Annotated in this window: 19 protein-coding genes, 1 tRNA gene, 1 other RNA gene and 1 pseudogene; 9 read left to right on the forward strand and 13 right to left on the reverse strand. The window is 69.8% G+C overall.

Annotated features, from left to right (window positions below; translation table 11 throughout):
• Positions 1-166 precede the first annotated feature (166 nt).
• From BLU02_RS02440 to BLU02_RS02450, 3 genes are all read left to right on the forward strand, one after another.
• Positions 167-556 carry a hypothetical protein gene (locus BLU02_RS02440; protein WP_157546982.1) on the forward strand — a complete coding sequence of 130 codons (390 nt, stop codon included), beginning with the start codon at positions 167-169 and terminating at the stop codon, positions 554-556.
• 270 nt (positions 557-826) lie between these two features.
• Positions 827-970, forward strand: a complete 144-nt coding sequence (locus BLU02_RS17710; protein WP_231919623.1) for a hypothetical protein — start codon at positions 827-829, stop codon at positions 968-970.
• Between the two features lie 220 nt (positions 971-1,190).
• Entirely contained in the window at positions 1,191-1,631 is a 441-nt protein-coding gene (locus tag BLU02_RS02450; RefSeq protein WP_060923128.1) for a hypothetical protein, read from the forward strand.
• Between the two features lie 67 nt (positions 1,632-1,698).
• Here BLU02_RS02450 and BLU02_RS02455 read toward each other — a convergent pair whose 3' ends face one another.
• The gene (locus tag BLU02_RS02455) at positions 1,699-2,091 is read right to left on the reverse strand and encodes a VOC family protein (protein ID WP_060923129.1); all 393 of its coding nucleotides are present in this window, start codon (positions 2,089-2,091) and stop codon (positions 1,699-1,701) included.
• Between the two features lie 136 nt (positions 2,092-2,227).
• On the opposite strand from BLU02_RS02455, the gene BLU02_RS02460 reads away from it, so the two are divergent.
• Together BLU02_RS02460 and BLU02_RS02465 are read left to right on the forward strand one after the other, a co-directional pair.
• Positions 2,228-3,592, forward strand: coding sequence for a serine/threonine-protein kinase (locus tag BLU02_RS02460; protein ID WP_157546984.1), 1,365 nt, complete (start codon positions 2,228-2,230; stop codon positions 3,590-3,592).
• A 103-nt stretch (positions 3,593-3,695) separates the two neighbouring features.
• Positions 3,696-4,844, forward strand: a complete 1,149-nt coding sequence (locus BLU02_RS02465; protein WP_060923237.1) for an AI-2E family transporter — start codon at positions 3,696-3,698, stop codon at positions 4,842-4,844.
• Here the strand turns inward: BLU02_RS02465 and BLU02_RS02470 are convergent, their stop codons facing one another.
• Genes BLU02_RS02470 through BLU02_RS02485 form a run of 4 tightly spaced genes read right to left on the reverse strand, consistent with a single transcriptional unit; the run spans position 4,845 to position 10,376 of the window.
• Entirely contained in the window at positions 4,845-5,765 is a 921-nt protein-coding gene (locus BLU02_RS02470; protein ID WP_060923238.1) for a diacylglycerol/lipid kinase family protein, read from the reverse strand.
• Positions 5,766-5,813: 48 nt separating this feature from the next.
• A complete protein-coding gene (locus BLU02_RS02475) occupies positions 5,814-8,789 on the reverse strand; it encodes a bifunctional [glutamine synthetase] adenylyltransferase/[glutamine synthetase]-adenylyl-L-tyrosine phosphorylase (RefSeq protein WP_060923239.1) in 2,976 nt (991 codons plus the stop codon).
• Positions 8,790-8,796: 7 nt separating this feature from the next.
• A complete protein-coding gene (glnA, locus tag BLU02_RS02480; protein WP_025103603.1) occupies positions 8,797-10,134 on the reverse strand; it encodes a type I glutamate--ammonia ligase in 1,338 nt (445 codons plus the stop codon).
• Positions 10,135-10,136: 2 nt separating this feature from the next.
• Positions 10,137-10,376, reverse strand: coding sequence for a hypothetical protein (locus tag BLU02_RS02485; protein WP_025103604.1), 240 nt, complete (start codon positions 10,374-10,376; stop codon positions 10,137-10,139).
• 81 nt (positions 10,377-10,457) lie between these two features.
• On the opposite strand from BLU02_RS02485, the pseudogene ppgK reads away from it, so the two are divergent.
• A pseudogene (gene ppgK / locus BLU02_RS02490) lies at positions 10,458-11,205 on the forward strand (polyphosphate--glucose phosphotransferase).
• Positions 11,206-11,338: 133 nt separating this feature from the next.
• Here the strand turns inward: ppgK and rnpB are convergent.
• The 4 genes from rnpB to BLU02_RS02510 all read right to left on the reverse strand — a co-directional run bounded on the left by rnpB (position 11,339) and on the right by BLU02_RS02510 (position 14,601).
• Positions 11,339-11,695, reverse strand: an RNA gene (gene rnpB, locus BLU02_RS02495) — RNase P RNA component class A.
• Positions 11,696-11,719: 24 nt separating this feature from the next.
• The gene (locus tag BLU02_RS02500; RefSeq protein WP_083370870.1) at positions 11,720-13,420 is read right to left on the reverse strand and encodes a bifunctional 3'-5' exonuclease/DNA polymerase; all 1,701 of its coding nucleotides are present in this window, start codon (positions 13,418-13,420) and stop codon (positions 11,720-11,722) included.
• Positions 13,421-13,442: 22 nt separating this feature from the next.
• A complete protein-coding gene (locus tag BLU02_RS02505) occupies positions 13,443-14,180 on the reverse strand; it encodes a zinc ribbon domain-containing protein (protein ID WP_060921830.1) in 738 nt (245 codons plus the stop codon).
• Positions 14,181-14,217: 37 nt separating this feature from the next.
• Positions 14,218-14,601 (reverse strand): YchJ family protein, encoded by a 384-nt coding sequence (locus tag BLU02_RS02510; protein WP_060921831.1) that lies wholly within the window; start codon positions 14,599-14,601, stop codon positions 14,218-14,220.
• A 100-nt stretch (positions 14,602-14,701) separates the two neighbouring features.
• Between BLU02_RS02510 and BLU02_RS02515 the strand changes: the two genes are divergently transcribed.
• Positions 14,702-15,541, forward strand: coding sequence for an aldo/keto reductase (locus BLU02_RS02515; protein ID WP_060921832.1), 840 nt, complete (start codon positions 14,702-14,704; stop codon positions 15,539-15,541).
• Positions 15,542-15,552: 11 nt separating this feature from the next.
• On the opposite strand, the gene BLU02_RS02520 is transcribed toward BLU02_RS02515, so the two are convergent.
• Positions 15,553-16,389 (reverse strand): helix-turn-helix transcriptional regulator, encoded by an 837-nt coding sequence (locus BLU02_RS02520; RefSeq protein ID WP_060921833.1) that lies wholly within the window; start codon positions 16,387-16,389, stop codon positions 15,553-15,555.
• A gap of 100 nt (positions 16,390-16,489) precedes the next feature.
• Here BLU02_RS02520 and BLU02_RS02525 point away from each other — a divergent pair, with 100 nt between their 5' ends.
• Positions 16,490-17,254 (forward strand): SDR family oxidoreductase, encoded by a 765-nt coding sequence (locus tag BLU02_RS02525; protein WP_060921834.1) that lies wholly within the window; start codon positions 16,490-16,492, stop codon positions 17,252-17,254.
• Between the two features lie 33 nt (positions 17,255-17,287).
• Here the strand turns inward: BLU02_RS02525 and BLU02_RS02530 are convergent, their stop codons facing one another.
• The 3 genes from BLU02_RS02530 to BLU02_RS02540 form a co-directional block, all read right to left on the reverse strand.
• A complete protein-coding gene (locus BLU02_RS02530) occupies positions 17,288-18,241 on the reverse strand; it encodes an L-lactate dehydrogenase (protein WP_060921835.1) in 954 nt (317 codons plus the stop codon).
• Positions 18,242-18,305: 64 nt separating this feature from the next.
• Entirely contained in the window at positions 18,306-19,193 is an 888-nt protein-coding gene (locus BLU02_RS02535; RefSeq protein WP_060921836.1) for a TIGR01777 family oxidoreductase, read from the reverse strand.
• Positions 19,194-19,220: 27 nt separating this feature from the next.
• Positions 19,221-19,293: transfer RNA gene (locus tag BLU02_RS02540), tRNA-Val, on the reverse strand.
• A 153-nt stretch (positions 19,294-19,446) separates the two neighbouring features.
• Between BLU02_RS02540 and aceE the strand changes: the two genes are divergently transcribed.
• Positions 19,447-22,173: a pyruvate dehydrogenase (acetyl-transferring), homodimeric type gene (gene aceE / locus BLU02_RS02545; protein WP_060921837.1), complete on the forward strand. Its 2,727-nt coding sequence runs from the start codon at positions 19,447-19,449 to the stop codon at positions 22,171-22,173.
• The last annotated feature ends 24 nt before the right edge of the window (positions 22,174-22,197 follow it).

Consider the following 22,197-nt stretch of genomic DNA (forward strand, 5'->3'; position numbering starts at 1 on the left):
CCGCCCGCGGCAACCTGGACGGCCAAAACATCGTCGTCACCATCACGCGAGTAGAGAGCAGGGATGTCCCATGAGAGCGCCGTTTACGCATGGCGAAGAAACACCCAGCGGGCAGCGCGGCTGGATCACGGACAGCTTCCGCCCCATTCCCGCGCATCTGAGGCTCATGCTGGGCCACCTGGACGGCGAGCGAAAGCTGACCTACATAATCTGGCCCGGATCCGATCCCTCCAGCACCGTGGGCTTCCGCGAGCCTGCCAGGGATACCTTCATGCAGGCGGCAGGCTCTGCCAACGCAATGACGGTGGAGGTGAAACTGCCTGGACCTGACGGTGAGAGACACTTGTATACGGTCGGGCGTGCCGAGCCCGTCGACGGGACGACGACGCTGATCCCGATCAGTCAGACCCGTGCGGTGCGCGTGTTCTCGAACGAGGGGTTCACCGCTGACGAAGCCGCGGTCATCTTCTACACGTACTACCTCACCGACGCCGTCGCTCAGCCGTACGTCCTCCGCGAGCTCGACCTCAGCCAGGAGCTGTCGGAGCAACGATGATCACCCGCGTCGTTTTGGAGACCGTCATATGAGCACTCCCACACATATCACCCAGATCAACGGAGAATCCCGCGGGCCACTCGTGGATTACGTACGCCCGTACACCGACCAACTGCGAACATCGCTGAGCGCCATGAACCCCTCCACGTTCTGGGCATTCTCACTGTGGCGTGCGCCGGAGAGCGCGGACCTCCTGGACAGCATCCCCTTCAGCGAGGAGTACATCCAGTGTGCCGGGACAGCGGAGGCCCTCGACGGTACTCCACCACCGTGTATCCCAACGAGGTGTTCACAGCAGACGAAGCCGCGGTGATCTTCTACGCCTACTTCCTCACCGACAAAGTCGCCCAGCCCTACACGCTCCGCGAGTTCGATATGAGCGTCCCCGACCCCACCGAGGACGAGGCGCCATGAGAGCTGCGGTCCGTCACGACGCCATCGCCGACACCGTCCCACGTCTCGCCCCCACCGTTTGGCAATTCGAGGACGAGCTCGATGGCGCGGACGGACGAGATTACGAGGGCAAATACGCAATCGTTCAAAAGAACAAGCCATGCGTCGTCAAGGAGAGGATCGAAGTGAGGTACGTTCCTTGACGTTTTACGGGCCATTCGCGGAGACAACCCCGCGAGGGATGACCGGATGGATCAGCGACCGTCGCCGCCCCATCCCGGATCATCTGCGCATGATGCTCGGGCACCTCGACGGGCAAGAAAAGTTCACTTACGTAATCTGGCGAGCCCCGAACCCCGAGAGCATCATCGTCACTCCGCAAGATGGCGGAGACGGGTTCATGCAGGCGGCGGGTTCAGCCGATCAGATGACGGTGGAAGTGCGCCTCCCCGCGCCTGACGGCGAGACCCACCTGTACACGGTAGGGCGTCCCGAGCCTGCCGACGGGACGACGCTGATCCCGATCAGTCAGACCCGTGCGGTGCGCGTGTTCTCGAACGAGGTGTTCACCGCCGACGAAGCCGCAGTCATCTTCTACACGTACTACCTCACCGACGCCGTCGCCCAGCCCTACGTCCTCCGCGAGCTCGACCTCAGCCAGGAGCTGTCGGAGGAACGATGAGAGTCTTGGAGACCGCCAGCACCGCCGCCCGCCTCTGGCGGTAACGGCGCTCCGGGCATGGCCCCCGTCAGGGCTCGTCGGCGACGATCTCGGCCTTGAACCCCGCGGAGTTCTCCAGCCATCCGGCGTAGTGATCCGGCCCGCCCGCGTGCGGGTAGCGCTCCGCGTACAAAGGCCGCCAGCCGTGTTCTGGCGCCGCCGCCATGATCGCGTCCACACGGTCCCGCGGGCCCGCAGCGAAGGCGAGATGGTTCACGCCCGGGGCACGACGATCGTGTTCACTGCTGCTGAGGTTCGGGGATGTCGTGAGGGTGACATACGCGCCACCCGCCTCCCAGGACTCGCCCTCGGGCCATGCACCGGCGCGGACGAAACCCACCGCACCGAGCAGCCACCCCCACTCCGCTCGCGACGACACGAGGTCGGCGACCCAGACCTCCACGTGGTGAATCCCTGCCATCCGTCCAGTCTCTCAGCTCCCCGTGGATCCGCCATTGCAGGTGTCGGGCTCCACGTCAACCCCAACGCGTCGTTCTTTTTGCGCGGATACGGTGAATACATCGTCGGGATACCCGGTCCCGCCAGTGGAGGACGCCGTGATCACCCAGGAAGCCCCGCCCACCGCCGCGCTTCTGGACGGCCGCTACCGCCTGGCGGAGGCTGTCGGCATGGGCGGGATGGCGACCGTGTATCGCGCGGAGGACATCGCCCTCGAACGCACCGTCGCGGTGAAGATGTTCCGCGAATCCGACGATGCCGTCGAGTCCGTGGAGCGGGTGCATTCGGAGAAGGCGCTCCTCGCGGGTCTCAACCACCCGGGCCTGGTCACCCTCCTCGACGCGCACCTCGAGCCCGGACGACCGAAATACCTCGTGATGGAGTACGTGCCGGGACCGACGCTGAGCAAGCGCATGGCCCGCGCGACGGTGACCCCGCGCGAGATCGCCACGATCGGGGCGGACATCGCCTCCGCCCTCCACGCCGTGCACAGCGCCGGCATCGTGCACCGCGACATCAAGCCCTCGAATGTCCTCCTCACGCCGCCCCTCGACACGAACGGCCGCTGGAGCGCGAAGCTGGCCGACTTCGGGATCGCCTGCGCCATCGACATGTCCCGCGTCACCACTCCCGGCATCGTCCTCGGGACGCTGACCTACATGGCGCCCGAGCAGCTGCGGAACGGCGATATCCGTCCCGCGGTCGACATCTACGCGCTCGGTCTCATCCTGTTGGAGGCGCTCACCGGCAAGCCTGGGTTCGCCCCCACCCTCAGCGTCGAATCCGCCCTCGCCCGTCTCCACATCGCGCCGGAGATCCCGGCGGAACTGGGTTCGGAGTGGGCCGCACTGCTCAGCGCGATGACGGCGATCGACCCCGACGCACGACCGCACGCTCTGGAGGTCGAGAGCGAACTGCGTCGGCTGATCGATCTCCCCGTCACCGAAGAGGTGGCAACAGACGTCACCGTGCCGCTTCCCGCGCCGACCGCAGGCGCCCTCCCCCGGACGCGCGCCGAGGCTCGCGCCCGCCGTCGCGCCGCCTCGGCGCACCCCGCCGCGTCCCCGGCCCGGCGCACGCGACGTCTTCGCGAGTCCCTGCTCATCGCTGCGGTGGTCGTACTCGGCGCGGTGACCACCGCCTCCGCAGCACTGCTCGGACACGGCGAGCAGGCTCTCGCCAGCTCGGGCGCCGTCTCCGATGGCGCGTCGAGGATCGTCGAGGGCGTCGAGGACCTCGTGCCGGTCGAGCCGGCTCCCGCGGACACCGTCGTCGACTCGGAGCCGGCAGAGACCGTCGCCGTCGAGCCGGTGGCCGCGACCCCGGTGACACGGACGGCACCGGTCACCGAGTCGATCGCCGAGGATAGCCTGCCCGAGAACGCCGCACCGCAGGCGCAGGAGAACCGAGGCAAGAGCCCAGGCCGCGACCGCAACAACGGCAAGGGCAACAGCAGCCACTGATCCGACGCTCCCGACGCCCGCCGAGCCGGCGGGTGTCGCTGAGCGGCGCGCGGGACCGGGTGGAGGATGATCGAGTGTCGAGTATCGACAGAGGGAGGGGACCATGCGTCGCAGGAAGTTGATCGCACCGCCGGATCAGGCACCCAGCGTGTCCGCGCAGCGACGGTCGCCGTCGAGCGTGGTCGCCGGCGCCAGGGCGAACCCGTTCATGTTCGGTCTCCTCGGTGCCCTCGGGGTCCTCGTCGCGCTGATGATCGGCGGCATCGTCGGTCAGCTCGCCACCGTGCTGGTCTACATCGGCGTCGCGCTCTTCCTGGCGCTCGGCCTCGATCCGATCGTGCGGTTCATCGAGCGTAAGCTCCCCCGTCCCGCGGCGGTCGCCGTGGTCGTGATCGGCGTCCTGCTCGCCTTCGCCGGGATCATCCTCGCCATCGTCCCCACCCTCGTGGAGCAGATCGGGAACCTGATCAAAGACGGTCCGAAGATGATCGAGGACTTCACGAACAGCGCCTGGTTCCAGGACGTCAGCGGACAGTTCGGCGGCACGATCAAGGACGCGGTCGACGGCGTGCTCGGCTTCGTGCAGAACCCGGACAACTTCCTCGACATCGGCGGCGGTGTCTTCGCCGTCGGCGCCGGAATCGCCGGCGGCCTGACGGGCATCACGATCGTGGTCATCCTCACGCTCTACTTCATGGCGTCGCTGCGCAGCATGAAGCGGGTGGCTGCCCGGTTCGTCCCGGCGTACCAGCGCGACACGTTCAGCGAGCTCCTGGAGGACGTCTCGAGTGCCGTCGGGCGCTACGTCATCGGTCAGGCGAGCCTCGCGCTCACCAACGGCATCCTGAGCCTCATCTTCCTGACCATCATCGGAGCGCCGGTGCCGGCGCTGCTCGCACTGATCGCCTTCATCGGATCGATGATCCCGCTCGTCGGAACCCTCTCGGCGTCGATCATCATCTCGCTCATCTGCCTGTTCGTCTCGCCGACGACCGCGCTGATCGCGATCATCTACTACCTGATCTACATGCAGATCGAGGCATACGTGCTCTCTCCGCGGATCATGAACAAGGCCGTCGATGTCCCGGGCGCGCTGGTCGTCATCGCCGCAGTGGCCGGTGGCGCGCTCGGCGGGATCCTGGGTGCGCTCGTCGCCATCCCGGTGGCCGCGAGCATCATCATCATCGTGCAGAAGGTCGTCTTCCCCAATCAGGACAGGAAGAAGACGCCGCCCGCGGTGACCGTCGCCTGATCAGCGGACGAGCACGGCGCCCGGCTGCACACGGACGGTGAAGGCGTCGATCTCGCCGACCTCCTCGCCGTCGATCTCGAACATCTGCGGCGCGGCGAGCTGCACCCGGATCCGCTCCGCCGAGACATGGGTCGTGGAGTCGGTGCTGACCGCCTGATCGACGTTCCCGATCATGCGACGGATCCCGTTGTCCCAGACGACCGAGCGGACGGTGTCGAGCCACTGCAGCGCGCCGTCGGAGCTGATGAGCAGCATGTCGAGGAGGCCGTCGTCGAGGACGGCGTCCGGCAACAGGCGGATGCCGCCCTGGAGCATGCCGCAGTTGCCGACGAGCAGCGTGTGCCCGCGCACCTCCTCCGGCTCGTGGTCGTCGAGCTGCAGCGTGATGTCCGTCATCTCGGTGCCGGCGAGTGCCCGCCCCATCGCCTCCACGTAGGCGAGCCAGCCGGCGCGATCCTTGAGGTCGTCGTTGGTCTCCACGAGCATCTGCGCGTCGACCCCGAAGCCGACCATGACGGAGAAGGCGTGCTCCTCGCCGTCGAACTCCACCCAGCCGAGGTCGATGCGGTGGGGCTCCGAGTCGCGGATGTGCTCGAGCGCCGGCAGCACGCCCTCGAGCGGCACGCCGAGGTTGCGCGCCAGGAGATTGCCGGTGCCCTGCGGCACGATGCCGAGGGCGACATCGGTGCCGACCAGAGCTTCCGCGACGGCGCGGATCGTGCCGTCACCGCCGACTGCGATGACGAGGGCGCAGCCCTCCTCCACGGCCTTCGCCGCGACGCCGCGACCGGGGTCGTCCGGAGTGGTCTCCCCCCAGCGCACATCGGCTTCCTCGCCGAACGCGAGGGTCACCGCTTCCCCGAGGACATCCCGGTCGGACTTCGTCGGGTTCCAGATCACGCCGATGCGAGGAGAGGTCATACGCTCACTCTGAGCGACGGAGGGCGATCGTGCAACTCGACCGGCCGTCTAGCCGTAGAAGAGCTGCTCGAAGGTCCGCCGGGCGCGCCGCGTAACCGCCAGATAGTCCTCCTCGAGCGGTGTCGCGGACCGGGGTGGATAGCCGAGCAGACGGGCCAGGGCATCCAGCTGACGGCGGTCAGCGGGGAGGACGTCGCTCGTCTGCCCCGTGAGCAGCGTGATGCCCGAACGGAGACGGCTCGACAGCAGCCAGGCGGCCCGCAGGCGCTCGGCGTCGTCCTCCCCGACGAGCCCGGCTCCGACCGCGGCGTCGAGCGCGAGCAGCGTGGAAGTGGTCCGGAGACCCGGAACGTCGGTCGCATGCTGCAGCTGGAGGAGCTGCACGAGCCACTCCACGTCGCTGAGAGTCCCCGGCCCGAGCTTGAGGTGACGACGGGGGTCAGTGCCCTGCGGCAGCCGCTCCCCCTCCACGCGCGCCTTGATCCGCTTGATCTCCCGGAGGCCCTGAAGATCGACCGCCTCCGGGTACCGGATGCTGTCCGCGAGCTCCATGAACCGCCCGATGAGCTTCGTGCTCCCCGCGACACCACGCGCCCGCAGCAGCGCTTGCGCCTCCCACGACAGCGACCAGCGGCGGTAGTAGGCCGCGTAGGCGTCGAGGGACCGCACGATCGGACCGTTGCGCCCCTCGGGCCGCAGACCCGCGTCGAGGTCGAGAGGGAGGCGATGATCGGTGAGGTGCTCACGGAGTCCCGCCACGATCCGCGTCGCGAGCTTCTCCGCTCTGCCCGGGTCGACGCCGTTCGCGTCGTACACGTACAGGACGTCGGCATCGGACCCGAAGCCGAGCTCTGCGCCGCCGAACCTCCCCATGCCGATGACCGCGAAGTCGAGCGCTGCGTCCTCGGGCGGCACGACCTCGCGGAGGACGGCGCGGAGGCCCGCCTGGATCGTCGCGTCCGTGATGTCGGTGAGCGCGGTGGCCACCTCCTCGATGGTGACGACGTCGAGGACGGCCGCCATCGCAGTGCGCAGGAGCTCGCGACGCCGCAGGGCCCGGACGGCCCGCAACGCGTCGGCGACCGTCTCATGGCGCGTCTGGATCGCTCGGGCCTCGTCGTCGAGCGCCTGCGCGCTCCGCGGTCGCAGCCGCTCGGCGCTGTCCAGCCACGCCACCGACTCCGGGATCCACTCCAGCAGCTCGCCGATGTACCGCGATGACGACAGCAGTCGGGTGAGGCTCTCCGCCGCGCCGGAGGAGTCCCGCAGCATGCGCAGGAACCACGAGGTGTCCCCCAGCCGCTCGCTGATGCGGCGGAACGCGAGGAGGCCGTAGTCGGGGTCGCTGCCGTCCGCGAACCAGCGCACCATGACGGGCATGAGGTGCCGCTGGATCGTCGCCTTGCGGCTGAGTCCGCGTGTCAGCGCGCCGATGTGGCGCAGCGCTCCCGCCGGGTCGCGGAACCCGATCGCGGCGAGCCGGTCGTGAGCCTGCTCCGCGGAGAGGGTGCGCTCCTCCTCGGGCAGTCCGGCCACGGCGCTCAGCAGCGGCCGGTAGAAGAGGCGGGTGTGGATGTCGCGCACCTCGCGGCGGACGCTCTCCCACCGCGCCCAGACGCCCTCTCCCGTCTCCGCCAGCTTCGTGCTGCGCGCCAGGATGCGCAGGCCGGCCGGCGTCTTGGGCATGAGGTGGGTGCGGCTGAGGTCGCGCAACTGCAGACGGTGCTCCATGAGGCGCAGCACCCGATAGTCGTCCGCGAAGGTCCCCGCATCCGCGCGACCGATGTAGCCGCCGGCGACCAGGGCGTCCAGGCTCTCCAGCGTGCCGCGCGTGCGCAGCGACTCGTCGGTGAGACCGTGCACGAGCTGCAGGAGCTGCACCGTGAACTCGATGTCGCGCAGCCCGCCCGCGCCGAGCTTGAGCTGGTACGGGGCGTCCTCCGGGTCGATGTGCTCCATGACCCGCTCGCGCATACGCTGGACGCTCTCGACGAACTCCTCTCTGGCGGCACTCGACCACACGCGCGGCTGCACCGCATCGATGTAGGCGGCGCCCAGGTCGGGATCGCCGGCCAGCGGACGAGCCTTCAGCAGCGCCTGGAACTCCCAGCTCTTCGCCCACCGGTCGTAGTACGCGACGTGCGACGCGAGGGAACGCACGAGCGCGCCCTGCTTGCCCTCCGGGCGCAGCGCCGCGTCGACCTCCCAGAGCGGCGGCTCGACCTCGATGGCGCTGAGGTGGCGCATGGTGTCCCTGGCCAGACGCGTGGCGATGTCGATCGCCTGCGGCTCGGAAAGCGCCTCCTCATCCGTCGTGCCGCCGACGAAGATGACGTCGACGTCGCTGACGTAGTTGAGCTCCCTCGCGCCGGCCTTCCCCATGCCGATCACGGCCAGCTGAGTGGCAGCGACGACATCGCGACCGGCGGACGGCGCCTGGCGGGTGCGGGCGATCGCGAGCGAGGCCTCAAGGGCGGCGCCGGCGAGATCCGCGAGGGAAGCGGCCACCGCGGCGACGACCTCTTCGGGGCGCGAGTGGCCGAGATCGAAGGCGGCGATCTCCGCGAGGTTCCGCCGATACGCGACGCGGAGCGCCACGACCGTCCCGTCGTCCGCCGAGTCCGCGAACCCGTCCTCCGCCCCGACGGCAGCGAGGAGGCGATCGCGCCACACGTCCGCCGAGGGGAGCACGTCGATCGGTGCCGCCAGCACGTCCAGCTCGTCGGGATGCCGCAGGAAGAACTCCGCCAGTCCTACGGAGGCTCCGAAGACGCGCCAGACGCGCCGGCGCGTCTCCTCGTCGTCCGCGAGCGCCCGCAGCGGGGCAGGGTCTCGTCGAGCGACCCGCAGCATCCCGCGAACGGCCGCATCCGGGTCCGCCGCGACGGCCGCCTCGAGCAGCATCGCGCGCGGCACGCCGAGCAGGCTCTCGAGCTCCGCCAGCGACGCCGCGGCCTCGCTCAGCTCAGCGAACCCGAGCCGGGCGAGGGCCGAGAGCGAGACGGAGGCGTCGGGGCGAGCCATGCCGCGCTCAGAGGAGCTCGAGGTTGTTCTTCAGCTCCAGCGGCGTGACCTGGCCGCGGTACGCCTCCCACTCCTTGCGCTTGTTGAGCAGCACGTAGTTGAACACCTGCTCCCCCAGCGTCTCCGCGACGAGCTCGGAGGCCTCCATGTACTCCAGGGCGTGGTCGAGGCTGGCGGGCAGGGCGGAGTAGCCCAGCGCCCGGCGCTCGGCGTCGCTCAGCGCCCAGACGTTGTCCTCCGCCTCCGGCGGAAGCTCGTACTCCTCCTCGATGCCCTTGAGACCGGCGGCGAGCATGAGCGCGTACGCGAGGTAGGGGTTCGCCGCGGAATCGAGCGCGCGGTACTCGACGCGCGACGACTGCCCCTTGTTCGGCTTGTACATCGGGACGCGGACCAGCGCGGACCGGTTGTTGTGGCCCCACGTGATGAAGCTCGGCGCCTCGTCGCCGCCCCAGAGCCTCTTGTACGAGTTGACGAACTGGTTCGTCACGGCGGAGATCTCGTTGGCGTGCTTGAGCAGGCCCGCGATGAAGTGGCGTCCGGTCTTGGAGAGTTGGTACTTCGCACCCTCCTCGTAGAACGCGTTCTGATCGCCCTCGAACAGCGACATGTGCGTGTGCATGCCGCTGCCGGGCTGGCCGCTGAGCGGCTTCGGCATGAACGTGGCGTACACGCCCTGCTCGATCGCGACCTCCTTGATGACCGTGCGGAAGGTCATCACGTTGTCCGCGGTGGTGAGGGCGTCGGCGTAGCGCAGATCGATCTCGTTCTGGCCGGGGCCGCCCTCGTGGTGGCTGAACTCCACGGAGATGCCGAGGTCTTCCAGCATGCGGACCGAACGGCGACGGAAGTCGTGCGCCGTACCCCCGGGGACGTTGTCGAAGTAGCCGGCGGAGTCGACGGGGACGGGCCCCTCAGGACCGAACGACGACGACTTGAGCAGGTAGAACTCGATCTCCGGGTGCGTGTAGAACGTGAAGCCCGCATCGGCGGCCTTCGCGAGCGTCCGCTTCAGCACGTGACGGGGATCGGCCACCGCGGGCTGTCCGTCGGGCGTGGTGAGGTCGCAGAACATGCGCGCGGTCGGGTCGATCTCCCCGCGCCACGGCAGCGTCTGGAAGGTCGTCGGGTCGGGCTGGGCGAGCAGATCGGACTCGTACGTGCGGGTCAGCCCCTCGATCGCGGAGCCGTCGAACCCGATGCCCTCGGCGAAGGCGCCCTCGACCTCGGCCGGCGCGATGGCGACGGACTTGAGCGTGCCGATCACGTCGGTGAACCACAGGCGCACGAACTTGACGCCGCGCTCCTCGATCGTCCGGAGGACGAAGTCCCTCTGCTTGTCCATGGCTACTCTGCGCCCTGGCCCTTCTCTGCGCCGAAGCCACTGGACGGCTTCGCGTCCCAGCCCTGCTCCGCGGCCTCTTCCTCGGCCCAGGCGCGCGACCGCTCCTTGAGCACCTCGGGGGCGCGGCGCGCCTCGGCCTCGGTGTCGAACGGACCGATGCGGTCGATGGACGGCGACAGCATGCCGAACTCGACCTCGCCCGTGACGGAGTTGTACCAGTACTTGTGATCGCCGTCGGTCATGGCTGCTCCTTCTTCCCGCGAGCGGTTGGGGTGATGTCATCGATCCTACTGGCGTGCACCGTGGTCGCTAAGCTATCGGCCATGGCAAAAGCGATCGGCGTCGACATCGGCGGCACGGGCATCAAAGCGGGAATCGTCGACCTCGAACACGGCACCATGGCCTCGGATCGGGTGCGCGTGCCCACTCCGGCCGGCGCGGCACCGGAAGACGTCCTCGTCGCGGTGCAGACGGTCCTGAAGACGCTCGACGTGCACGAGTCGACCCTGCCGCTCGGCGTGGCGTTCCCCGCGATCGTCAAGCGCGGCAAGACCCTCTCCGCGGCGAACGTCTCGAAGGAGTGGATCGACTTCGACGCCGAGCGCTTCTTCCGCGACGGCCTCGGCCGCAACATCGTCTTCGTGAACGACGCCGACGCCGCGGGCGTCGCGGAGGCTCGCCACGGAGCCGCCCGTGATGTGCTCGGCTTCACGCTCCTGACCACGCTCGGCACCGGGATCGGCTCCGCGTTCCTGTACGACGGCGTGCTGCTCCCGAACACGGAGCTCGGCCACCTGAACTTTCCGCGAGTACGAGTCCGTCGAGACCTACGCGGCCACCTCTGCACGCGAGCGCGAAGGCCTGAGCTGGGAGGAGTGGGCCGAGCGCCTGCAGGCGTTCTACTCCCACATCGAGTTCCTGTTCAGCCCCGACCTGTTCGTGGTCGGCGGCGGCGTGTCGAAGAACGCGGGCGACTTCCTGCCCCTGCTCGACCTGAAGACGCCGATCGTCCCCGCGATCCACCGCAACAACTCCGGCATCATCGGCGCGGCCTCGCTCGCCGGCGACTGACCCTTCGACAAGCTCAGGGACCTTCGACAGGCTCAGGGACCCAACGGGACGCTCAGGGCCCTTCGACAGACTCAGCGACCCAACGAGAGAAGGCCCCGATGACGGGAGTCATCGGGGCCTTCGGCGTTCGAGGCGAATGGGCCGACCTGTACGCCGGGTTCTGTTCCGGGGTTCTTCGCCCCTTCGACGGCCATCTCTCTCGGCGACACGTTGCCGTGCCGCTCCAGCGGTCTACCCGAGGACTCGGCGGGCCGCGTCATCATCCTCTGTCTGACCTTGCTCCGGGCGAGGTTTACCTGGCGGGCCGTGTCACCACGGCCCCCGGTGGTCTCTTACACCACCCTTTCACCCTTACCCCTCGCGGGGCGGTCTGCTCTCTGTGGCACTGTCTCGCGGATCACTCCGGGTGGGTGTTACCCACCGCCCTGCCCTGTGGAGCCCGGACGTTCCTCGGTGCGGTTGCCCGCCACGCGACCGTCCAGTCGACCCATTCGCCCCTCCAGTCTATGGGGCCTCACTTCTCTGCGGAGTCCGCGATGCGCAGGTCGAGCGGAACATCGATCGGGAAGGTGCCGAACAGGCGGGTGGTGGCGACGGCAGCGGCCTCGCGGACGGCGTCGGCCGCGGCCTCCGCGTGCTCCTGCGGCGTGTGCAGGATCACCTCGTCGTGCAGGAAGAACGCCAGGTGCGGTTCCCGGGCGAACGGCCCCGATGCCTCGGCCGCGCCGAAGACCTCGGGGAGCTGTGCCAGGCGGTGACGGATCTCGGCGAGCCAGATGAGCGACCACTCCGCCGCGGTGCCCTGGACGACGAAGTTCCGGGTGAAGCGCCCCCACTCCCGTGCGCGGCGGCGGGCGTGGGAGACCACGGCGGGGTCGGCGTCGGCGCCCGTGGCATCGGCCTGCAGCCGCATCCACTCCGTGGACGGACGCGGCGAGGAGCGACCGAGCCAGGTCGAGACGATGCCGCCATCCTCCCCGACACGCGCCGCGTCGTCGACGAGCGCCATCGCGCGCGGGTACACCTTCCGCAGCCGGGGAACGAGTCGCCCGCTGTCGCCGCTGGTGGCGCCGTACATCGCACCAAGCACCGCGTACTTCGCCTCCTCGCGGGTCGCGACGGCACCCGACGCGACGACCCCCGCGTAGAGGTCGCCGCCGCGCGCCGCGGCCGCCATCGCCTCATCGGACGCCATGGCCGCGAGCATCCGCGGCTCCAGCTGGGCGACGTCCGCGACGACGAGGGCCCAGCCCGGATCCGCACGCACCGCGGGGCGGAGGTTGCGCGGCAGTTGGAGGGCACCGCCGCCGGCCGACGCCCACCGTCCGGTCACGACGCCTCCGGGGATGTACACCGGACGGAAACGGCCATCCTGCACCCATTCCGACAGCCAGGTCCAGCCGTTCGCGCTGAGCAGTCGAGACAGCTTCTTATAGGCGAGGAGTGGTTCGATCACGGGGTGCTCGTGGGCGGACAGCTCCCACTTGCTCGTCGACTCCACCGACACGCCCACGCGGTGCAGCGCCCGCAGCAGCTTCGGCTGGCTGTCCAGGTGCAGCGTGGGGTCGTCGAGCAGGGCCCGCACCTCGTCGCCGCGCTCCACCATCCGTCGGGGCAACCCGCCCGCGGCCGGACGAGCGCCCAGGGTCTCGGTGAGGATCGCGTCGTGCACCCCGGCGTCCCACGGGAGCCCCGCGACGCGCATCTCCTCCGCGATCAGCCCGCCGGCCGACTCCGCGGCGCACAGCAGCGTCAGGCGCCCGTCGGCCGCCTCCGCCATCACGGTCCGCTGTGCGCGGTACTGCTCGAGTGCCGCGGCGATCGCGTCCTCGCCGGACTCCTCGTCGAGGACGTCGAACAGGGAGGGGGTGGTGTCGACCGGGTCGCGGCGCTCCCACGCCGCACCGGGTGCCAGCGGCGTGGACGCCATGGCCGTGTCGCGCAGGATCGCGTGGCAGAGCACGAGATCATGGCTGCGCGTGATCCTGACGCCTTCGCTCAGGAGCAGCGCGTAGATCTCGGCCGCGCTACGGATGATCCACCGCGGGGCGTCGGCGGCTTCGACCGCGGCCACCCATCCGGCGAGTTCCGCCGCGGGCAGGAGCGTGCGCTGCTGCTCCTCGTCGTATTCGTCGAGCTCGATCGCGGCGTACTCCCCCGCACCGAGGCCGACCAGCGCGAGGCGTCGCTCCGGGCCCGACGCCGGCGCCGTCACGGGCGGTGCAGGCCGGATGCGCTCATGAAGAGAGTCCCGACTCCTCGGTGCGCACGAGGATGCAGCCGCACTCGGGGCACGAGACGACCTCGTCCTCGGGCGCGCGACGGATCTCGTTGAGATCGGTGCCGGGGAGCATCATGCGGCAGCCTTCACAGGTTCCGCGGGTGAGGAGCGCAGCTCCGGCGCTGTTCGCGGCGCGACGATCGTACTCCGCGAGCAGAGGAGCGGGAACGGTGGCGGCGACGGCCTCCCGGTCCCGGGCGAGCTGGGCGCCGAGCTCGGCCGCCGCAGCGACATCGGCCTTGCCCTGGGCGGTGAGCGCGCTGCCCTCCGCGGTCGTCGCATCCAGCAGCGCCTGCTGCGCGGCCACGGCGGCGTCGGCTTCCTCGACCCGGCCCATGACGTCGAGTTCCGCGTCCTCCAGGTCGCTCAGACGCTTGGCGAGACTGGCGAGCTCGTGCTCCAGGGCCTGCGCCTCCTTCGGGTTGGTGGCCGCCGCGAGGCGCTGGGCGTCGCGGTCGCGCCGCTGCTCCGCCAGCGCGACATCCGATTCCAGCCGCGAGAGCTCGGTCCGGGCGTCGTCCCTGGCGCCGGTCAGGACCGTGAGCTCGCGGAGCTGCTCCTGACGGATGGCGACGAGCTCGGCGATCCGGCCCGCCTGGCTCGGCTGCGTGCGGGCACGCTCCGCCTGCGCGATGCGCCGGTCGAGGTCCGCGATGTCGAGCAGGGTGCGCTGGTTCTCCGGGGTGGCGTTCACGCTCTCAAATCTAGTCGCTGCCGGGCCGAGCGCCGCATCATCGGATGTCGCCGTCCACGTAGAGCCACGTCCGGTTCTCGCGGACGAAGCGGCTGCGCTCGTGCAACGATCCACGCGTGCCGCCCTGCCGCCAGAAGGCCTCGAACTCGACCACGCCCTCCGTGTCGAACGGGCCGCCGGCCACGCGATCCACGATCACCAGCCGACGCCACTCGAGGTCGTCCTCGAAGGCGATCGTCTCCGGTCGCGTCTCCGGGTGCCAGGTACGGAGCAGGTACGCCCCGTCCTCCCGCACGAAAGCCGTGTAGCGCGAGCGCATCAGTCGCTCGGCGGTCGGCGCGGATGCCCCGTCGAGGAGCGGTCCGCAGCAGGCGGCGAACGTATCCCCCGAGGCGCAGGGGCAGCGAAAGGACGCCGTCATGGGAGCGCGACGATCAGGGTCATGCCTGCCAGCATCGCGCGGAGGGCCGTGATGCGCCAACTCGCCCTACGCTGGAGGCACGCCAACGCCAGGAGCATCGATGACCACTGTCCCCACCTTCCGCGCCCACAACGGCTTCGCCCTGCCGGCCCTCGGTCTCGGCACGTATCGGCTGAACGGCGACGCCGGGGCCGAGGCGGTCGCCCAGGCGCTCCGTGCGGGTTACCGACTCGTGGACTCGGCGTTCAACTACGAGAACGAGGGCTCCGTCGGGCGCGGCGTCGCGGCCTCCGGCGTCCCCCGCTCCGAGGTCATCGTGACGACGAAGCTCCCCGGACGGCACCATGCCCGCGCGACGGCGACCGCCAGCATCGAGGAGAGCCGATCCCGCCTCGGCCTCGACGCGACCGACCTGCACCTCATCCACTGGCCGAACCCGAGCCAGGACGAGTACGTCGAGGCATGGGCGGCTCTCGTGGACGCCCAGTCGCGCGGCGTCGTCCGCCAGATCGGCGTCTCGAACTTCCTCCCCGAGCATCTCGAGCGCATCGAACGGGAGACCGGGGTCCGGCCGGTCGTGAACCAGATCGAGGTGCACCCGTATTTCCCGCAGGAGGAGCAGCTGGCCTATCACCGGGAGCGCGGCATCCTCACCGAGGCCTGGAGCCCGCTGGGGCGTGCGCAGGCCCTCCTCGACGAGGATGTCGTCCGCGAGGTGGCCACCGCTCACGACATCACGCCCGCGCAGACCGTCCTCGCCTGGCACGTGGCCAGGGAGACGGTCGCGATCCCGAAGGCGTCGTCCGCAGAGCACCAGGCCGCGAACCTCGCCGCCGCCGCGGTCGTGCTCGACGACGCGGAGGTCGCCGCGATCACCGCACTCGGACGCGCGGACGGGCGCCTGTTCGACGGCGATCCCGCCGTGCACGAGGAGTCCTGAGCCGCGAAGGCTCAGACGCTCTGCGTGCCGAGTACGCGCAGGAACTCCAGCTTTTCAGCCGCCTCGCTCCCGGGCTGCGCCGTGAGGACGATGAGCGCCTGCGACTCGTCCTCCGTGAACAGCGCCTGACAGTCCACCTCGATCTCCCCCAGCTCCGGATGAACGATCACCTTGTGCTGCTCGAAGCGACGGGCGACCTCGTGAGCCGCCCAGAGCTGCACGAACTCGGGGCTCCGTTCCGACAGATCCGCCACGATCTCCCCCGCCCGCGACCGCGCGCCCATCGTCCCGTACGCCGCGCGCAACGCCGCCACCAGCGCCCGTGACTGCCGGGGGTGATCGACTTCCCGGTATCGCCGCCGTTCCTCCCCCGGGCGCGCGAACCAGCGGTGGATGCCGCTCCGGTCGAGCCCGGTCAGCCCGCTCGCGTCTCCGATCAGCGCGCGCGAGGCGTCGTTCTGCACCAGCACCTCGTCGAGTGCCGAGACCACGAACGCCGGGGTGTCGTGCAGACGGTCGAGCACCCGGAGGATTCCGGGACGGACGTAGTCGGTGATCACCGCCCGATCGGGAGCGCTGAGCCCGCTGAGCCGGTAGAGGTAGTCACGCTCGTCCGAGGACAGCCGCAGCGCGCGGGCGAGGGCGGCGAGGATCTGGGGGCTCGGCTGCGGGCCCCGGCGCTGCTCCAGCCGCGTGTAGTAGTCCGTCGACATGGTCGCCAGCTGCGCGACCTCCTCCCGGCGCAGCCCGGCCGTCCGGCGACGCGGCCCCTCAGGCAGACCCACATCGGCGGGGCGGAGCGCCTCCCGACGGCGCAGGAGGAAGTCGGCCAGGGCATCGCGATCCATCCGTGCAGTATCCCCCGGACGCGGGACGGGATCCAGGGACCGCCGATCCCCCGATCAGCCGTCTCTGGAACGGGGCCGGTACAGCGCCGAGGCTGAGGTCATGGACATCACCGGAAACACCATCTTCATCCCCGGCGCGACGAGCGGGATCGGTCTGGCACTGGCGCTCCGGCTGCAGGAGCGCGGCAACACCGTGATCGTCGGGGGACGCCGCGAGGACCGGCTGACCGCTATCGCTGCCGCGCATCCCGGGCTCCACACCGTCCGCATCGACATCGCGGACCCGGCGAGCATCGACGAGGCCGCGGCCGCGGTCCTCGCCGCACATCCGACGCTGAACGTGCTGATCACGATGGCGGGCATCATGCGCACGGAGGACTGGACCACGCCGGCCGGCTTCCTGTCCACCGCGGAGGAGACCGTCACGACGAACATCCTCGGCCCGATCCGTCTCATCGCCGCCTTCATCGAGCACCTGCGGGCCCAGCCGTCGGCGACCATCATGACCGTCTCCTCCGGTCTCGCCTTCGCGCCCCTGAAGGTCACGCCCACGTACAACGCGAGCAAGGCGGCGATCCACATGCTCAGCGAGTCGCTGCGGCTGCAGCTCGCGGGTACGACCGTCGCGGTGCAGGAACTCGAGCCGCCCGCCGTGCGCACGGACCTCATGCCCGGGCATGCGGAGAACGAGGCCGCTCTGCCGCTCGACGCGTTCGTCGACGAGGTCATGACGCTCATCGAGACCCAGCCCGACGCGACCGAGATCCAAGTCGAGCGGGTGAAGTTCCTCCGCTACGGCGAGGCGCGGGGCGACTACGACGAGGTCGTCACGGTCCTCAACCGCACGGATCCGCACGGCCGGTGAACCCCGGTGGGGCGGACCGCCGCCCCACCGGCGTCACTCCTGCAGAGATGCGGCGACCGCGGTGAGCGCGTCGGCGGACTGCCGCAGCAGGTCGAGCTCGCGATCCGAGAACGCCGTCGTGCGGATCGGCACGGCCCCGGCGGCGCTGACGATCGACGGCACGGACAGGGCGACGCCGTCGATCCCGTGGAAGTCGCGGAGAACCGTGCTCACGGGCATCACCGCATGCTCGTCCCGGAGGATCGCCTCCACGATGCGCGCGCTGGAGAGCCCGATCGCGTAGTTCGTGGCGCCCTTCCCCTGGATCACCTTGTAGGCGGCGTCCCGGACGTCGACGGCGATCTCGTCCAGCTCCGCCAGTGTGAAGCGCGGGTGCTCCGGGGTCTCCCAGTCGAGGATCGGAACTGTGCCGATCGTCGCCCGCGACCAGAGCGGGAACTCGGTGTCGCCGTGCTCCCCGATGATGTGGGCGTGCACACTCGCCGTGGACACTCCCGCCCGCTCCCCCAGCTTCCAGCGCAGCCGGGAGGTGTCGAGGACCGTTCCGGAGGCGAAGATGCGCTCCGAGGGCAGGCCCGTCTCCTGCTGAGCGATGACGGTGAGCACATCGCACGGGTTCGTGACGATGACGTAGACCGCGTTCGGCGCGACGGACAGCAGCTCCGGCATCATGCGCCGGATGATGCCGGCGTTCACGCCGGCGAGCTCGGTGCGCGTCTGTCCCGGGTTCTGCTTCGCTCCCGCCGTGATGACCACGACATGGGAACCGGCCGCCACCGAGATGTCGCTGCCCCCGATGATGTCGCTGCTGCCGGTGAACTGCGTCCCGTGCGCGAGGTCCAGCACCTCCGCCTCGACCTTCTCGGTCGCGATGTCGTAGAGGGCGACGTGGCGGGCCGAGCCGCGGATCAGAGCCGCGTAGGCGACGCTCGATCCGACGCTTCCGGCGCCGACGACGGTGAGCTTCGAGTTCTCGATGATCTCCATGCGCCCATCCTGACAGCGCGAGCGCCGCGACGGCAGGGGTGTCGCCGGGAGAATCGCGGGCTCGTCAGATCGCGGCGGCGACCGCTTCGGCTGCTGTGCGATGGGTGAACCGGAAGCCGGACTGCTGCAGCGCCTCGGGCCGCACATCGGCATCCGGGAGCAGCAAGGATTCGGCGGCGTCGCCGAGAGCGAGGCGCAGGGCCCACCGGGGGGCGGGCACCCAGAACGGCCGGTGCATCCGCTGCGCGAGCGCGCGACCGATGTCGTTCGCGGACGCCCGGGTGGGCCCGGTGAGGTTGACCGGCCCCGCGAGCTTCTCATCGAGGACATGGCGGATACCGCGCACCTCGTCGTCCAAGGAGATCCACGGCCAGATCTGCGTACCCGGCCCCAGCGGGCCGGCGACGCCGAGCTTCGTCAGCGTGATCATCGGCCGGAGCACACCCCGGCGGTGGATGACGGGTGCCGTCCGCAGCAGGGCGACCCGCGTGTGGTCCTCGGCCCGCCGCGCCGCGGTCTCCCAGCGCACCGTGAGGTCGGCGAGGAAGGTGCTCCCGGGGCCGGAGTGCTCGGTGAGCACCTCGCCGGGCGCCGACCCGTAGTAGCCCACGGCGGAGGCGGAGAGGAAGGCGGGCGCGTCGGTGCGCAGGGCGCGCAGAGCGGTGGTGAGCGTGTTCGTCGCGTCGAGCCGCGATTCGACGAGCTGGCGACGGTACCCACGCGTCCACGGCAGCCGGCCGACGCTCGCACCCCCGAGGGCGACGACGGCCTCCGCCCCGGCGAGTACGTCGGGATCCAGGGACGCCTCCCCCGGAGCCCACTCGATCTCGCCCTCCGCCTGCGGGGGACGTCGCACGAGGGTGCTCACCTCGATGCCGTCCGCCCGCAGGGAGGCGGCGAGAGCAGAACCGATGAGGCCTGATGCCCCGCTGATGACGATGCGTCGCGTCATTGCGCTCCCCGCTGCAAACGTTACGGGTGGGCCCTGCCGGGATCGAACCGACGACATCCACGGTGTAAACGTGGCGCTCTACCAGCTGAGCTAAAGGCCCTGGTGCGCTCAGTCTATCCGGGTGCGGATGCGCACCCGTGTCGTGGAAGAGGGATAGGCTGAGGTCGGCGCGCGTTGTGCACGGCCGACAAGGCTGCCCGTGTCGCTTCCCGTTTCCTTGGCATGACCTGCCAGCTTGACGAAAGGTTCCCCCGTGACCGTCCACGACCAGGATCCGTACTCTCAGGGCCCCCTCGACAGCGATCCGGAAGAGACCGGTGAGTGGCAGCAGTCGCTCGACGAGCTGGTGGACGCCAAGGGCCACGGCCGCGGGCGCGAGATCATGCTCAGCCTGCTCAAGCGCTCCAAGGAACTGCACCTGAACGTGCCGATGGTTCCGACCACCGACTACATCAACACCATCGCCCCGGAGAACGAGCCCGAGTTCCCCGGCGACGAGGAGATCGAGCGGCGTTACCGCGCCTGGATCCGTTGGAACGCCGCCATCACGGTGCACCGCGCCCAGCGCCCCGGGATCGGCGTCGGCGGTCACATCTCCACCTACGCGTCCTCCGCGGCGCTGTACGAGGTGGGCTTCAACCACTTCTTCAAGGGCGCGGACCACCCCGGTGGCGCCGACCAGATCTTCATCCAGGGCCACGCCTCCCCCGGCACCTACGCCCGCTCCTTCCTCGAGGGTCGCCTCACCGAGGACCAGCTCGACGGCTTCCGCCAGGAGAAGTCGCACGCGCCGAACGGCATCCCGTCGTACCCGCACCCGCGCCTGATGCCGGAGTACTGGCAGTTCCCGACGGTGTCCATGGGTCTCGGCCCGATCAACGCCATCTACCAGGCGATGTCGAACAAGTACCTCGAGAACCGCGGGATCAAGGACACCTCGCAGTCGCACGTCTGGGCGTTCCTCGGCGACGGCGAGATGGACGAGGTCGAGAGCCGCGGCCAGCTCCAGGTCGCCGCGAACGAGGGCCTCGACAACCTCACCTTCGTCGTCAACTGCAACCTGCAGCGTCTCGACGGCCCGGTGCGCGGCAACGGCAAGATCGTCCAGGAGCTCGAGTCGTTCTTCCGCGGCGCGGGCTGGAACGTCATCAAGGTGGTCTGGGGCCGTGAGTGGGACGACCTGCTCGCCCGCGACACCGAGGGTGCACTGCTCAACCTCATGAACGTCACGCCCGACGGCGACTACCAGACGTACAAGGCCGAGTCCGGGGCCTACATCCGCGAGCACTTCTTCGGCCGCGACGAGCGCGCCGCCGCGCTCGTCAAGGACTACTCCGACGACGACATCTGGAACCTCAAGCGGGGTGGCCACGACTACCGCAAGGTGTACGCCGCGTTCAAGGCCGCGACCGAGCACAAGGGCAAGCCGACCGTCATCCTCGCGAAGACCGTCAAGGGCTACGGGCTCGGCCCGCAGTTCGAGGGCCGCAACGCGACCCACCAGATGAAGAAGATGACGCTGGACAACCTCAAGACGTTCCGCGACGCGATGCACATCCCGATCACGGACGCGCAGCTCGAGGAGAACCCGTACCTGCCCCCGTACTACAACCCGGGACCGCAGGACGAGACGATCCAGTACATGCTCGAGCGCCGCAAGGCCCTCGGCGGCTTCCTCCCGGAGCGCCGCTCGACGCACGTCGGCCTCTCCCTTCCCGAGGAGAACGCCTACGCGCTGCCGAAGAAGGGCTCCGGCACGCAGGAGATCGCCACGACCATGGCGTTCGTCCGCCTGTTGAAGGACCTGCTGCGCTCGAAGGAGTTCGGCCACCGCATCGTGCCGATCATCCCCGACGAGGCGCGCACGTTCGGCATGGACGCGTACTTCCCGACCGCGAAGATCTACAACCCCAACGGCCAGCACTACACGTCGGTCGACCGGGAGCTGCTGCTCGCCTACAAGGAGAGCCCGCAGGGACAGATCGTCCACGTCGGCATCAACGAGGCCGGTGCTCTCGCGGCATTCACCGCCGCGGGCACGTCGTACGCGACGCACGGCGAGCCGCTCATCCCGATCTACATCTTCTACTCGATGTTCGGCTTCCAGCGCACCGGCGACGCCCAGTGGGCCGCCGGCGACCAGATGGCGCGCGGCTTCATCATCGGCGCCACGGCCGGCCGCACCACCCTCACGGGTGAGGGCCTCCAGCACGCCGACGGGCACTCGCACCTGCTCTCCTCGACCAACCCGGCGACGGTCTCCTACGACCCGGCGTACGGCTATGAGATCGCGCACATCATGCGCTCCGGTCTCGAGCGCATGTACGGCGGGCAGCACGAAGACCCGAACGTCATGTACTACCTCACGGTGTACAACGAGCCGATGGTCCAGCCCGCGGAGCCGGCCGACGTGGATGTGGACGGCATCGTCCGCGGCATCCACCGCGTCTCCGTCGGCGAGGGCGACGGCCCCCGCGCCCAGCTCTTCGCCTCCGGCGTCGGCCTGCCGTGGGCGCTCGAGGCCCAGGAGCTGCTGAAGAAGGACTGGGGTGTCGTCGCCGACGTGTGGTCGGTCACCTCGTGGACCGAGCTGCGCCGCGACGGCCTCGCCGCCGACGAGCACAACTTCCTCCACCCGGACCAGGAGCCGCGCACCGCGTACCTCACGCAGAAGCTCCAGGGCGCCGAGGGTCCCGTCGTCGCGGTCAGTGACTTCATGCACGCCGTGCAGGACCAGATCCGCCCGTGGGTCCCGAACCGCTTCGCCACGCTCGGCGCCGACGGCTTCGGCTTCTCGGACACCCGTGCCGCGGCCCGCCGCTTCTTCAAGATCGACGGACCGTCGATCGTCGTGCGCACGCTGCAGGCGCTGGCCGAGGAGGGCAAGGTCGAGCGCGGCCTCTCCGCCCAGGCCATCGAGAAGTACCGCCTGCACGACGTGAACGCCGGCACGAGCGGCAACGCAGGCGGCGAAAGCTGAGCCCTCGGTGACAGCTGCCTCCGC

Origin of the sequence: Microbacterium paraoxydans (genome assembly GCF_900105335.1) — a bacterium.
Lineage (GTDB): Bacteria > Actinomycetota > Actinomycetes > Actinomycetales > Microbacteriaceae > Microbacterium > Microbacterium paraoxydans.